Origin of the sequence: Citrobacter europaeus (genome assembly GCA_020099315.1) — a bacterium.
GTDB lineage: Bacteria > Pseudomonadota > Gammaproteobacteria > Enterobacterales > Enterobacteriaceae > Citrobacter > Citrobacter europaeus.
The window spans coordinates 1,360,403-1,372,862 of record CP083650.1; the positions used below are offsets into that span (position 1 = coordinate 1,360,403).

Annotated in this window: 13 protein-coding genes; 4 read left to right on the forward strand and 9 right to left on the reverse strand. The window is 52.4% G+C overall.

The window, feature by feature from the left end; all coding sequences use genetic code 11:
* The first annotated feature begins 13 nt into the window (after positions 1–13).
* The 3 genes from glnS (at position 14) to LA337_06320 (ending at position 4,029) form a co-directional block, all read left to right on the forward strand.
* Positions 14–1,681, forward strand: coding sequence for a glutamine--tRNA ligase (gene glnS, locus LA337_06310; GenBank protein ID UBI17304.1), 1,668 nt, complete (start codon positions 14–16; stop codon positions 1,679–1,681).
* A gap of 559 nt (positions 1,682–2,240) precedes the next feature.
* Positions 2,241–3,647, forward strand: coding sequence for a chitoporin (gene chiP, locus LA337_06315; GenBank protein UBI17305.1), 1,407 nt, complete (start codon positions 2,241–2,243; stop codon positions 3,645–3,647).
* Between the two features lie 49 nt (positions 3,648–3,696).
* Positions 3,697–4,029, forward strand: a complete 333-nt coding sequence (locus tag LA337_06320) for a hypothetical protein (protein UBI17306.1) — start codon at positions 3,697–3,699, stop codon at positions 4,027–4,029.
* A 51-nt stretch (positions 4,030–4,080) separates the two neighbouring features.
* On the opposite strand, the gene LA337_06325 is transcribed toward LA337_06320, so the two are convergent.
* The 9 genes from LA337_06325 to ybfF all read right to left on the reverse strand — a co-directional run bounded on the left by LA337_06325 (position 4,081) and on the right by ybfF (position 11,723).
* Complete coding sequence (locus LA337_06325) at positions 4,081–5,376, reverse strand: MFS transporter (protein UBI17307.1); 1,296 nt, start codon at positions 5,374–5,376, stop codon at positions 4,081–4,083.
* Between the two features lie 53 nt (positions 5,377–5,429).
* Positions 5,430–6,569: a tricarballylate utilization 4Fe-4S protein TcuB gene (gene tcuB / locus LA337_06330; GenBank protein UBI17308.1), complete on the reverse strand. Its 1,140-nt coding sequence runs from the start codon at positions 6,567–6,569 to the stop codon at positions 5,430–5,432.
* Complete coding sequence (tcuA, locus tag LA337_06335) at positions 6,556–7,959, reverse strand: FAD-dependent tricarballylate dehydrogenase TcuA (protein UBI17309.1); 1,404 nt, start codon at positions 7,957–7,959, stop codon at positions 6,556–6,558. The genes tcuB and tcuA overlap by 14 nt, the downstream gene beginning before the upstream one ends.
* A gap of 97 nt (positions 7,960–8,056) precedes the next feature.
* The gene (gene tcuR, locus LA337_06340; GenBank protein UBI17310.1) at positions 8,057–8,983 is read right to left on the reverse strand and encodes a tricarballylate utilization LysR family transcriptional regulator TcuR; all 927 of its coding nucleotides are present in this window, start codon (positions 8,981–8,983) and stop codon (positions 8,057–8,059) included.
* Between the two features lie 128 nt (positions 8,984–9,111).
* Positions 9,112–9,558, reverse strand: coding sequence for a ferric iron uptake transcriptional regulator (gene fur / locus LA337_06345; GenBank protein UBI17311.1), 447 nt, complete (start codon positions 9,556–9,558; stop codon positions 9,112–9,114).
* Entirely contained in the window at positions 9,551–9,637 is an 87-nt protein-coding gene (locus LA337_06350; GenBank protein ID UBI18411.1) for a ryhB-regulated fur leader peptide, read from the reverse strand. The genes fur and LA337_06350 overlap by 8 nt, the downstream gene beginning before the upstream one ends.
* A 210-nt stretch (positions 9,638–9,847) precedes the next feature.
* Positions 9,848–10,378, reverse strand: a complete 531-nt coding sequence (gene fldA, locus LA337_06355) for a flavodoxin FldA (protein ID UBI17312.1) — start codon at positions 10,376–10,378, stop codon at positions 9,848–9,850.
* 155 nt (positions 10,379–10,533) lie between these two features.
* Positions 10,534–10,821, reverse strand: a complete 288-nt coding sequence (gene ybfE, locus LA337_06360; protein ID UBI17313.1) for a LexA regulated protein — start codon at positions 10,819–10,821, stop codon at positions 10,534–10,536.
* A 128-nt stretch (positions 10,822–10,949) separates the two neighbouring features.
* The gene (ybfF, locus tag LA337_06365; GenBank protein ID UBI17314.1) at positions 10,950–11,723 is read right to left on the reverse strand and encodes an esterase; all 774 of its coding nucleotides are present in this window, start codon (positions 11,721–11,723) and stop codon (positions 10,950–10,952) included.
* 193 nt (positions 11,724–11,916) lie between these two features.
* On the opposite strand from ybfF, the gene seqA reads away from it, so the two are divergent.
* On the forward strand, positions 11,917–12,459 hold the full coding sequence (gene seqA, locus LA337_06370; protein UBI17315.1) for a replication initiation negative regulator SeqA: 543 nt from the start codon (positions 11,917–11,919) through the stop codon (positions 12,457–12,459).
* The last annotated feature ends 1 nt before the right edge of the window (position 12,460 follow it).

Consider the following 12,460-nt stretch of genomic DNA (forward strand, 5'->3'; position numbering starts at 1 on the left):
TGAGGAATCCACGATGAGTGAGGCTGAAGCCCGCCCGAGTAACTTTATTCGTCAGATCATCGATGAAGATCTGGCCAGTGGTAAGCACACCACTATCCATACACGTTTTCCGCCGGAGCCAAATGGCTATCTGCACATTGGCCACGCGAAATCCATTTGTCTGAACTTTGGCATTGCGCAAGATTACCAGGGCCAGTGCAACCTGCGTTTTGATGATACGAACCCGGTTAAAGAAGATATCGAGTACGTTGAGTCGATTAAAAACGACGTTGAATGGTTAGGTTTCCACTGGACTGGCGATATTCGCTACTCTTCGGATTACTTCGATCAGCTTCACGCCTATGCGGTAGAGCTTATTAATAAAGGTCTGGCATACGTTGACGAACTGTCAGCGGACGAAATCCGCGAATACCGTGGCACGTTGACTCAGCCTGGCAAAAACAGCCCGTACCGCGATCGTAGCGTCGAAGAGAACCTGGCGCTGTTCGAAAAAATGCGTACCGGGGGTTTTGAAGAAGGTAAAGCCTGCCTGCGCGCGAAAATCGATATGGCTTCGCCGTTTATCGTAATGCGCGATCCGGTGCTGTATCGTATTAAATTCGCCGAACACCACCAGACCGGCAACAAGTGGTGCATCTACCCGATGTACGACTTTACCCACTGCATCAGCGATGCGCTGGAAGGCATTACGCATTCACTGTGTACGCTGGAGTTCCAGGATAACCGTCGTCTGTACGACTGGGTGCTGGACAACATCACTATTCCGGTTCATCCGCGCCAGTACGAATTCTCGCGCCTGAATCTGGAATACACCGTGATGTCCAAGCGCAAGCTGAATCTGCTGGTGACTGACAAGCACGTTGAAGGCTGGGACGATCCGCGTATGCCAACGATCTCTGGTCTGCGTCGTCGTGGTTACACCGCCGCCGCTATCCGTGAGTTTTGCAAACGTATTGGCGTGACCAAGCAGGACAACACCATTGAGATCGCTTCTCTGGAATCCTGTATTCGCGAAGATCTGAATGAAAACGCCCCGCGCGCGATGGCGGTTATCGATCCGGTGAAACTGGTTATCGAAAACTACCCGCAGGGCGAGAGCGAACTGGTCACCATGCCTAACCATCCGAATAAACCGGAAATGGGCAGCCGTGAAGTGCCGTTCAGCGGTGAAATTTGGATCGATCGCGCGGACTTCCGTGAAGAAGCCAACAAGCAGTACAAGCGTCTGGTGATGGGCAAAGAAGTACGTCTGCGTAACGCTTACGTGATCAAGGCCGAGCGTGTAGAGAAAGATGCGGAAGGGAATATCACCACCATTTTCTGCACTTACGATGCGGACACTCTGAGCAAAGATCCAGCCGATGGTCGTAAAGTAAAAGGCGTTATTCATTGGGTAAGCGCGTCCCATGCGCTGCCGATTGAAATCCGTCTGTACGACCGCCTGTTTAGCGTACCAAATCCAGGTGCGGCGGAAGATTTCCTGTCCGTCATCAACCCGGAGTCGCTGGTCATTAAACACGGCTACGGCGAGCCGTCGCTGCAGGCCGCGGTTGCAGGCAAGGCGTTCCAGTTTGAACGTGAAGGCTACTTCTGCCTCGACAGCCGCTATGCAACGGCTGACAAGCTGGTGTTTAACCGCACCGTTGGTCTGCGTGATACGTGGGCTAAAGTGGGCGAATAAGCTGCCTCATATCCTGTCTAAACGCCGCTTCATGCGGCGTTTTTTTTCGCAAAAAAACCGTGCGCCAGGCTCCGTTTGCGGAGCGAATTAATTACATGTCTGTAATAATGGATTGGCTGAATGTTTTTGCGTTTAAATAACTTACCTCAATATGAAATGGGCTGAAACCGATTTCATCTCCATGGAAAACAAGCCTTTTTTTCATTTTCTCAACGCTTTTTTATCTCTCAATGAAAATGTAACAGAAAGCAATGAAATATGTGCGGTTGCTCATACTATTACATACTCGTTACAGAAAGAGATTGATAATTCGCGTCGCGAAAAATAGTCTATTCATTGTAGTCACTGAGGTTTTCTTAGCGCTACTTTTTTAATTTTTGTTTTTTCGCTGACCGCTTTATCGGCAGCATTTAATACCCAATGGATTTCGAGTTGCATCAAGGCGGCGACGCAGCGAATTCCCGGGAGCGTACATCAGTACGTGACTGGGATGAGCGAGGAAAGCCAACGCAGATGCGGCTTGAAAGACGAAGGGTTATACGTCAAAGAGGATTAACATATGCGTACGTTTAGTGGCAAACGTAGTACGCTGGCGCTGGCTATCGCCGGTATCACAGCAATGTCGGGTTTTGTTGTTGCTCCCCAGGTACACGCCGAAGGTTTCATTGATGATTCCACTTTAACCGGCGGCATCTATTACTGGCAGCGTGAGCGTGACCGTAAAGATGTGACCGATCATGACAAATACAAAACCAACCTTTCTCACTCCACCTGGAACGCTAACCTCGACTTCCAGTCCGGTTATGCGGCCGATATGTTTGGTATTGATATCGCAGCATTCACCGCTATTGAAATGAACGAAAGTAGCGAAAGCGGCCATCCAAACGAAATCGCATTCTCTTCAAAAAATAAAGGCTATGACGAAGATTACTCCGGCGATAAAAGCGGAATTAGTCTTTATAAAGCAGCAGCCAAATTTAAATACGGCCCAACCTGGGCGCGTGCCGGTTACATTCAACCAACCGGACAGACTCTGTTGGCTCCGCACTGGAGCTTTATGCCAGGGACCTATCAGGGTGCTGAAGCCGGCGCCAACTTCGACTATGGTGATGCGGGTGCACTGAGCTTCTCCTATATGTGGGCCAACGAATATAAAGCACCGTGGCACACCGAAGTCGATAAATTCTATCAGGCTGATAAAAAGACCAGCGTAGATTACCTGCACTCAATCGGCGCGAAATATGACTTCAAAAATAACCTGTTGCTGGAAGCGGCATTTGGTCAGTCTGAAGGCTACGTCGATCAGTACTTCGCAAAAGCCAGCTACAAATTCGATTTAGGCGGTAACCCGTTTACCACCAGCTACCAGTTCTACGGCGCGCGTGACAAAGTTGATGACCGCACCGTGAACGATATTTATGACGGTACGGCCTGGCTGCAGGCGTTGACCTTCGGCTACAAAGTGGCGGAAGTGGTTGACCTGCGTCTGGAAGGGACCTGGGTTAAAGCGGACGGGCAGCAGGGTTACTTCCTGCAACGTATGACGCCGACCTACGCCTCATCCAACGGTCGCCTTGATGTCTGGTGGGATAACCGTTCCGACTTCAACGCCAACGGAGAAAAGGCAGTCTTCTTCGGCGCAATGTATGACATGAAGAACTGGAACCTGCCGGGCTGGGCAGTGGGCGCGTCCTACGTTTACGCATGGGATGCCAAACCTTCTACCTGGCAGCTCAACCCGGATGCGTACTACGACAAAAACCGGACTATCGAAGAGTCTTCTTACAGCCTGGATGCGGTTTATACCCTGCAGGACGGTCGTGCGAAGGGCACCATGTTTAAACTGCACTTCACCCAGTACGACAACCATTCAGATATTCCGAGCTGGGGCGGTGGTTACGGCAACATCTTCCAGGATGAGCGTGACGTGAAATTCATCGTTATTGCTCCGTTCACCATCTTCTAATGCCAACAGCGGCAGGCCTGGCGCCTGCCGCATCGTTGAGGAAAGTGCTATGAAAAAACTGATACTCATCGCCGTTATGGCATCAGGGCTGGTGGCTTGTGCACAATCCCCTGCGCCGAAAGAAGACAGCCGTCTGAAAGAAGCCTACAGCGCGTGTATTAATACCGCGCAAGGATCGCCGGAGAAAATAGAAGCCTGCCAAAGCGTGTTGAATGTGCTGAAGAAAGAAAAGCAGCACCAGCAGTTTGCCAATGAAGAAAGCGTACGCGTACTGGATTATCAGCAGTGTATCCAGGCCACGCGCACGGGTAACGATCAGTCTGTTAATGCTGATTGCAACAAAGTCTGGCAGGAAATTCGTAGCAAGAATACTGCGCAGTAAATCGAAAAATGAAAATACAACGGGCGGAGAATTTTTCCGCCCGTTTGCTTTTCAGAGCTTATGTTCCACCGGTTGATAACCCCGACTCAGCCGCACAAACAGCATTGCCGTGGCGGCGAGTCCGCAAAGTGCCGCGCACATCAGCCACCATCCTGGTGAGCTTTTATCCCCGGTGAGCTGAACCAGCGCTGTGGATATGACCGGCGTTAGGCCGCCAAAAATCGCCGTGGCAAGACTGAATGCCAGTGAAAAACCCACCGTACGCACATAGACCGGCATCACCTCGGTGAGTGCGGCTACCATTGCCCCGTTATACATCCCAAAAAAGAACGAGAACCAAAGCAGGACCAACGTCATGCGCGTAAAATCTGGCGCGGCGGTGAGCCAGTGCATTACCGGCCAGGTGGTGATCAGTGCGAGTACGGTAATCCCCATCAACACTGGACGACGACCAATTCGGTCAGAAATTGCCCCGCCAATCGGCAGCCAGATAAAGTTAGAAATACCGACCAGCATGGTGACTACCAGGCTGTCGCGCGCGCTCAGGTGGAGTACAGCCCTGCCGTAGGTCGGGGTGTAGACGGTAATGAAATAGAACGTTGTAGTGGTCATCGCCACCAGCAGCGTACCCGCAGCAATGAGGCGCCAGTTTTTGATGATAGTGGTGAAAATTTCCCTGGTGTCGGGCCGATGTGTTCGTTGTAAAAATGCGTCGGTCTCCTGAAGCGAACGGCGCAGGACGAAGATCAAAGGAATAATCATGCAACCAATAAAGAAAGGAATGCGCCAACCCCATTCAGAGATCTCATCGTGCCCCAGCGTGGCGTTCAGGCCGTAACCAATCAATGCAGCTACCACAATCGCGACCTGTTGGCTGGCGGACTGCCAGCTTGTGTAAAAGCCTTTATTGCCAGGCGTGGCGATTTCAGACAGATAAACCGAGACGCCGCCCAGCTCCACGCCCGCAGAGAAGCCCTGTAATAATCGACCGACTAATACCAGCACAGGAGCCAGCAGGCCAATACTTTGATAACCGGGAACCAGGGCAATCAGCAGGGTACCGCAGCCCATAATCGCCAGCGTCACCATCAGTCCCTTACGGCGACCAATTCTGTCGATGTAAGCGCCCAGCACGATTGCCCCAACCGGTCGCATTAAGAAACCCGAGCCGAATACCGCGAAGGTCAACATGAGCCCGGCAAATTCACTCTCCGCAGGAAAGAAAGTCCTGGCGATATAGGTGGCGTAAAAACCGAACAGAAAAAAGTCGAACTGTTCGAGAAAATTACCGCTGGTTACCCGCAGTATTGCGCCGAAAGTTCCGGCGCGCGATGGTTGTTGTGTCATTGGGTTTGCTCCACTGTCTTATCATAATATTTATAGAGGTAAGAGTTTGCGGGTTAGTCGCCTGTGACCCCCGCCTGTTTGCCGCGCCGTTTCTCAATCGCCCACTTGAGTAAGGCTGCGCAGCGGTAAAATCCATGGGCAAATTTTCCGTAAGGAATGGTCAGAAAAAGCGCCATGACCACACCGAGATGAATGGCCAGTAAAATAGCCATCCATGAAGTGTCTCTTCCCGCCAGCAGCGCCAGACCGGTCAGACTGGTCAGCAGCAGCAGCAAAATAAAACCGCGATCCATCGGTTTCTGCCTTGCGTCGCCATGTAGCGGTGAGCGTTTGAGATTGAGCCATAGCAAGCCAGCCGGGCCGACAACCAGGCCAATGCCACCCAACGTGCCCAGCATCACCGGAACGCTGAAGAACGGATAGGGCGCTTCTATGCCGGCAAAGTAGTGATAGCCCGTTGCGACCACGGTGGCGGCAAAGCAGAGCATAAAACCGTAGAAGGTGAAGTGATGGAAACGGCGGCGCATCAGGGTGAAGGCATCATCCGCTTCGTTACACCCTTTGCCGTGGCCACCATCGAGATATTTCAGCGTCAGCGCATCGTGTGAGGCTTCAGCAATCTCGGCGGAACGCGGCATACCCGGAGAGATCTCGCGCCAGAAGCGGATCACGCCCGCCATCAGCAAACCGATCGCCAGAATAAAGACCGAACCAAACATCCAGGCCAGCAGGTTATGCGGGAAAATTTGATAGAAATCCCCAGCCAGCGGAGGATGGAATAGTGAACCTTTCAAACCGATGGCGAGTAGTAAAAACAGGATCAGACCGAAAACCAGCGCCAGCGTCACGGTGACGCCTGCGCGACGATAAAGCGCGCCAAAGGCGGCGGGTTGCGCGTAGTGCTGATAGGTTTCGAGCCGGACTTCCGCCATCGCTTTAGGTACGTTGATGGCAAATTCATGAGGTGGGGCATACTGACACGCGTGCAGGCAAGCGCCGCAGTTATGGCACAAGTTTGCCAGATAATTGATATCCGCTTTACCGAATTCCAGGCGCTGCGTCATGGCCGGGAACACGGCGCAAAATCCTTCACAATAGCGACAGGCGTTGCAGACCTGCATCACGCGTTCAACTTCCGCTTCCGGTTCAGTGATAATTTGCGCTTCGATAATCAGTTTCTCAAGCTGCCTCATGACGAGTCTCCTTACGTGCGGCCAGCGCGGCTTCTTTTCCGGCAATACGGCCAAAGGTTGTGCCGATTGACATGCCCACACCTGCGGTGTAACCCTTGCCCAGCACGTTGCCTGCCATCATCTCTCCGGCGACGAACAGGTTACGGCTTGGCTGCCCGGCAAAGTGAACGGCAGCGCGCTCGTTCACTTTTAACCCGAGATAGGTGAAGGTGATCCCTGGTCGCAGGGCATAGCCGTAGTATGGCGGTTGGTCCAGCGGTCGTGCCCAGTGCGTTTTCGCGGGTAGCAAATCTTTGGTGGCGCAGTTATCCAGAACGGTATGGTCGAACTGGCCGGGCTGGCAGGCGTTGTTGTACTCCGTCACGGTGTGGGTAAAGCGTTCACCATTCAGCCCCAACTGATGAGCCAGCTCTGCCAGCGTATTGGCCTGTGCGCCAGGAAAGACCGGAGGCATGAAGTGGCCGATGGCTTTACTGTCGATAATGGAGTAACCAATCTGCCCTGGCTGTTGAGCGACCAGACGTCCCCAGATGGCGTAGCGTTTCGGCCAGAAATCTTCGCCTTCATCATAAAAACGCTCAGCGTCACGGTTGACGACTATGCCGAGCGAAACACAGTCCACGCGAGTACAAATCCCGCCGTCATATAATGGTGCTCTGGCATCAATAGCCACGCAGTGTGACTGGGAGGGTTCGCCGATAATGTCGGCTCCGGCATCCATCATAAATTTGAGCAGTACGCCCTGGTTAAAGCGAGTGCCGCGAATCAGGAAGTTATCCGCAGGCCACTCGCCGCGCTCGTTCTCTCCCCACGCTTCTCGTAGCCATTCGCGGTTAGACTCAAACCCGCCCGCGGCAAGCACGCAGGACTTAGCGGTGATACGCTCTTCGCCTGCCAACGCCGCCACGAACTCGCCGTTGTGCAGTTCAAGCGCCTGCACCGGTGTGTTATAGCGGATTTGCACGCCCAGCTTTTCTGCGCTGCGATAATAGGCATTCACGAGAGCTTTACCGCCCCCCATAAAAAAAGCGTTGGTTCGCGCCACGTGTAAAGCGCCAGAGAGTGGAGGCTGAAAATTGACGCCGTGCTGGCGCATCCAGTCGCGGCAATGTGATGAGGTACGGATCACCAGACGCGCCAGGACTTCGTTGGTATTTCCTTCTGTGACGCGCTGCAGGTCTTGCCAGAACTCCTCTTCCGGATAGCTTTCCACCAGCACATCCTGCGGCGCATCATGCATACAGCGCAGATTACGCGTGTGTTGGGAATTTCCCCCACGCCATTCCCGGGGAGCCGCTTCGAGTAGTAAAACGGAAGCGCCTTGCTCCCGGGCGGTAAGGGCAGCGCATAAGGCAGCATTGCCACCGCCAATCACCAGAACATCAACCATCGTATACTCCATTACCATTTAACTAATTGTTAAATTTGTAATTGAAATGTATACGTACGGCTTGTGCGGGCGCTATGACGTAGTGCTAAAGAGGGCTTTAGTTATTGTAAAGGATGGCACCTGGCCAGCTTCCTGCTTCTACCAGTTGATGCATCACTTTCGTCAGTACCACGCGGGCAGCGAGGCCCGCCGGGGTGAGCTCATCGTCAGAGAGGCTCACCAGAAAGTTGGGGCGGCTAAGTATCGGATTATGGACGCCGATCACTCTTAGCGTCTCTTTATCGAGATGGGAAATCGCCGCTCCGGGTTGAAGAGTGGCGCCAATGCCACTGCGCACGGCGCGCATCAGCAGCGCCAGACCATCAATTTCTGTAGCGATCTCAATGTTCAGCGCGTGTTCCTGACTAATTGCCTCCAGCCTGCCGCGCAGACCGTGGCCTGGGCTTGGCATTATCAATGGAATACTCGCCAGTTGGGCAGGCGCAATATTGTCATCGGCAATATCAGCCAGTAGGGTATGGGTCCCAATCAAAAACAGCCGTTCTTCGAGAATCGGTCTGGCACTCCAGCGCAGGATCTTTTCTTTTTGAAACACCACAGCCAGATCAATCTGGCGGGTATTAATCATCCGTTCCAGATTACCAGAGAGACTTTCCACCACGTGCAGGCGAACATCGCTATAGCTTTCCCGCATGGCGTGAATAAAAGGCATACCGAGAACGGAAGCGGTACTGGGAGCCATACCGACGCTGACGTGCCCGGAAAGCCGGGACTCTCGTGCGGCGAGGATCGCATCGTCTGCGTGACGGAGCGCCAGCTGCGCCTGGGAGTAAAAAGCCAGTCCGGCGCTGGTCGGCGACACGCCTCGCGAGGTGCGCTGCAGCAGGCGAATAGCGAGTTCGTTTTCCAGACGCGACATTTGCTGGCTGAGTGCCGAAACCCCGATATTGAGATCGAGCGCCGCGCTACCCATGCTGCCGGTTTCTACAATGCGCACAAAATAGCGTAGCTGGCGAAGTTCCATTTCGACTCTCCGGAAGGGGCAATTGATTTTTACATTAAAGCAACACAGGAGCGGAGGGAAGGGGAAAAGGGCAGGTAACGCCCATAAAAAAAGCCAACCGGAGGGTTGGCTTTTCAGAAAGCATTACATTATTTGCCGTCGTGGGCGTGCTCATCTTCGCGGCAATCGCCTTCGGCGCAGTGACCGTAAAGATAGAGGCTATGGTTAGTTAAGCGAATGCCATGTTTAGCCGCAATCTCACGCTGGCGGGCTTCGATGGAATCATCGCTGAACTCGACCACTTTGCCGCAGTCAAGGCAGATGAGGTGATCGTGATGATGCTGTTGAGTCAGTTCGAAGACGGATTTACCACCTTCAAAATTATGGCGGGTCACGATACCGGCATCATCAAACTGGTTCAGCACGCGATACACGGTCGCCAGACCAATTTCTTCACCCATATCGATCAGGCGTTTGTATAAGTCTTCCGCACTGACGTGATGGTTATCCGGTTCCTGAAGAACTTCCAGAATTTTTAAACGAGGAAGCGTTACTTTCAGGCCAGCCTTCTTTAATGCGGTATTGTTGTCAGTCATGCGGAATCTGTCCTGTAGCTAAACGATTCACTTCATTAACAGAAGTGACAGAAATTGCACTTGAGATAATGCGATTCATTATAGAACTGCCATGGCTAAATGAAAACTGCAAGTCTCTGGCATATATTGTTAATCAAAACGTGGTATCGCCGACAAACACACTGTGCAACACCCGATTGGCATCCAGCCATTGTACAGGGTCAGACGAAAAAGTTACAAATTTGTAGCAATTATTTTGATTGGTTTTATCTATTGATGCGGCGCAGATGAAAATCTGCGCCGCACGAAATCAGGCATTGATGATTTCGTCGAGGTGCAGCTCTTCAGAGATCTGCTTAACCCATTTTTCTACGCGCTCAGCGGTCAGTTCAGGCTGGCGATCTTCATCGATAGCCAGACCGACAAAGTGGTCGTCGTCAGCCAGACCTTTGGACGCTTCAAAGTGATAACCCGCTGTCGGCCAGTGACCAACGATGGTTGCGCCGCGCGGTTCGATGATGTCGCGAATTGTGCCTAACGCATCGCAGAAATATTCTGCGTAATCTTCCTGGTCGCCGCAGCCGAACAATGCAACCAGTTTGCCGTTAAAATCAATGTCTTCGAGGGTAGGGAAGAAATCGTCCCAGTCACACTGCGCTTCACCGTAGTACCAGGTTGGGATGCCGAGCAGCAGTATGTCATACCCTTCGAGGTCTTCTTTGCTGCTTTTTGCAATGTCATGAACATCGGCAACGTCTTTACCAAGCTGTTTTTGAATCATTTTTGCGATGTTTTCGGTGTTACCGGTGTCGCTGCCGAAAAAGATGCCAGTGATTGCCATGAGTAAAATAACCTCTTGAAACTTATTGAAATGGTGGTGGCGCATTGCCCACGGATAAGGGCAATCATAGCAGAACAGTCAGGCATGCGGAAACAGCAAACACGCGGGACTGCACTCTGTGCTACACGATTTATGATTTAGAGCAGAAATTCAGACTATGCCTGACCGCGCAATGCGCTGAGTTGGGCCATCAGCATCTCTTCGATGAGTTCACTGCGACTCATATTGCGCGCCTCGGCCAGCTCGTTCAGAGCGTCAACGGCATCAGCGTTCAGTTTCAGTTCGACACGCTTAAGCCCGCGAACTTTATCGCGTTTAAGCTGATTACGTTTGTTAATACGTAACTGTTCATCACGCGAGAGCGGATTAGTTTTGGGTCGTCCCGGGCGACGCTCCTGCGCGAACAGATCTAATGTCGTACGGTCCGTTTGTTCTTTGGCCATGATCTTGGTGACTTCGGGGAAACAATCAGCCAGGCGTCTGCCCGGATGGATAGCGCGCCATAATACATCAGCAGGGGGGACACGCCAACGCCCACGCGCGTAATCGCGCGCAGACGCTGAGTTTTTAATCAGTTAGCCTGCTCGTCCAGATAACGACGGATGGCGCGCAGCACCGCCTCCGGTTTTTCTGCATGCACCCAATGACCCGCGCCAGCAATAACGTGCGCCCGAGCCTGCGGGAATTGCGCCAGCAGCTGTTCGCGATACGCTTCGGTAACATACGGTGAGTTGCCGCCAGGGATAAACAGCGCCGGGTGCTCCCACGGCGGAATGGTCTCCCAACCGACGATATGGGGATATTGATCCCACAGCACGGGAACGTTAAAACGCCACTCGCCGTCGACAAATGATTTCAGCAGAAATTGGATTACGCCTTCTTCTTGCAGATGTTGACGCATGACGCTCGCCGCCTGCTGACGCGAAGTGGCCTGCGCATCGGTTACAGCATTGATTGCCGCAAAAATCTCATCGTGACGGCGCACATGATAGTCAACGGGGGCGATGTCGATAGCGACCAGCCGTTCGACACGCTCTGGAGCCAGCGCGGTTAACGCCATGACGGCTTTTCCCCCCATCGAGTGACCAATAAAGATCGCTTTATCTATCTGCCGATCGTCCAGCGTATCCAGCAGATCTTGTGCCATGGCCGGATAATTCATCTCAGGCGAGCGAGGGGAGAGTCCATGGTTTCGCATATCAACCTGGATGATATCGTGATCGGCTACCAGGGAGCGCGCCAGGATCCCCAGGTTATCCAGATTGCCAAACAGGCCGTGAACCAGGACGATGGGAGAATTATTGTGCAGGTTTTGCGCAGATTGCGCTCGGATATTCAATTTCATGGCAAAGTTCTTTTTTTCACACTCACGGGTTAGGGTATCATGTTGACCATTCTGCCACATGGCTGCAACAACTACGGTTACTCTGAGTTTTGCCCGCCACCAGGCTTGACGCTATCCGCTGTTGGGATTTGCCTTTACACTACGCGTGTTAACCCAACAACTTGTATTCAGCTAAACACTGCACTGGATTAAGATGAAAACGATTGAAGTTGATGATGAACTCTATAGCTATATTGCCAGCCACACCAAGCATATCGGCGAGAGCGCATCCGACATTTTACGGCGTATGTTGAAATTTTCCGCCGCATCACAGCCTGTCACTCCGGTAGTTAAAGAAGTCCGCGCTGTGCAAGCCGTCGTGGAAGCGAAGCCGGTTAACCCCGTAAAAGATAAAGTGCGCGCCATGCGTGAACTGCTGCTGTCCGACGAATACGCGGAGCAGAAGAAAGCAGTAAATCGCTTTATGCTGGTGCTGTCTACACTCTATTCACTGGATCAAAACGCGTTCGCCGAAGCAACAGAATCGTTGCATGGTCGTACGCGCGTTTATTTTGCAGCGGATGAACAGACGCTGCTGAAAAATGGTAATCAAACCAAACCAAAACACGTGCCAGGCACGCCGTACTGGGTGATCACCAATACCAATACCGGCCGTAAATGCAGCATGGTTGAGCACATCATGCAGTCAATGCAATTCCCTGCGGAATTGATTGAAAAGGTTTGCGGAACAATTTAAT

Bases quoted from the DNA above. Each gene is read 5' to 3' on its own strand.
- glnS (UBI17304.1), top strand. From the start codon at position 14: ATGAGTGAGGCTGAAGCCCGCCCGAGTAACTTTATTCGTCAGATCATC.
- chiP (UBI17305.1), top strand. From the start codon at position 2,241: ATGCGTACGTTTAGTGGCAAACGTAGTACGCTGGCGCTGGCTATCGCC.
- LA337_06320 (UBI17306.1), top strand. From the start codon at position 3,697: ATGAAAAAACTGATACTCATCGCCGTTATGGCATCAGGGCTGGTGGCT.
- LA337_06325 (UBI17307.1), bottom strand. From the start codon at position 5,376: ATGACACAACAACCATCGCGCGCCGGAACTTTCGGCGCAATACTGCGG.
- tcuB (UBI17308.1), bottom strand. From the start codon at position 6,569: ATGAGGCAGCTTGAGAAACTGATTATCGAAGCGCAAATTATCACTGAA.
- tcuA (UBI17309.1), bottom strand. From the start codon at position 7,959: ATGGTTGATGTTCTGGTGATTGGCGGTGGCAATGCTGCCTTATGCGCT.
- tcuR (UBI17310.1), bottom strand. From the start codon at position 8,983: ATGGAACTTCGCCAGCTACGCTATTTTGTGCGCATTGTAGAAACCGGC.
- fur (UBI17311.1), bottom strand. From the start codon at position 9,558: ATGACTGACAACAATACCGCATTAAAGAAGGCTGGCCTGAAAGTAACG.
- LA337_06350 (UBI18411.1), bottom strand. From the start codon at position 9,637: ATGAATCGCATTATCTCAAGTGCAATTTCTGTCACTTCTGTTAATGAA.
- fldA (UBI17312.1), bottom strand. From the start codon at position 10,378: ATGGCAATCACTGGCATCTTTTTCGGCAGCGACACCGGTAACACCGAA.
- ybfE (UBI17313.1), bottom strand. From the start codon at position 10,821: ATGGCCAAAGAACAAACGGACCGTACGACATTAGATCTGTTCGCGCAG.
- ybfF (UBI17314.1), bottom strand. From the start codon at position 11,723: ATGAAATTGAATATCCGAGCGCAATCTGCGCAAAACCTGCACAATAAT.
- seqA (UBI17315.1), top strand. From the start codon at position 11,917: ATGAAAACGATTGAAGTTGATGATGAACTCTATAGCTATATTGCCAGC.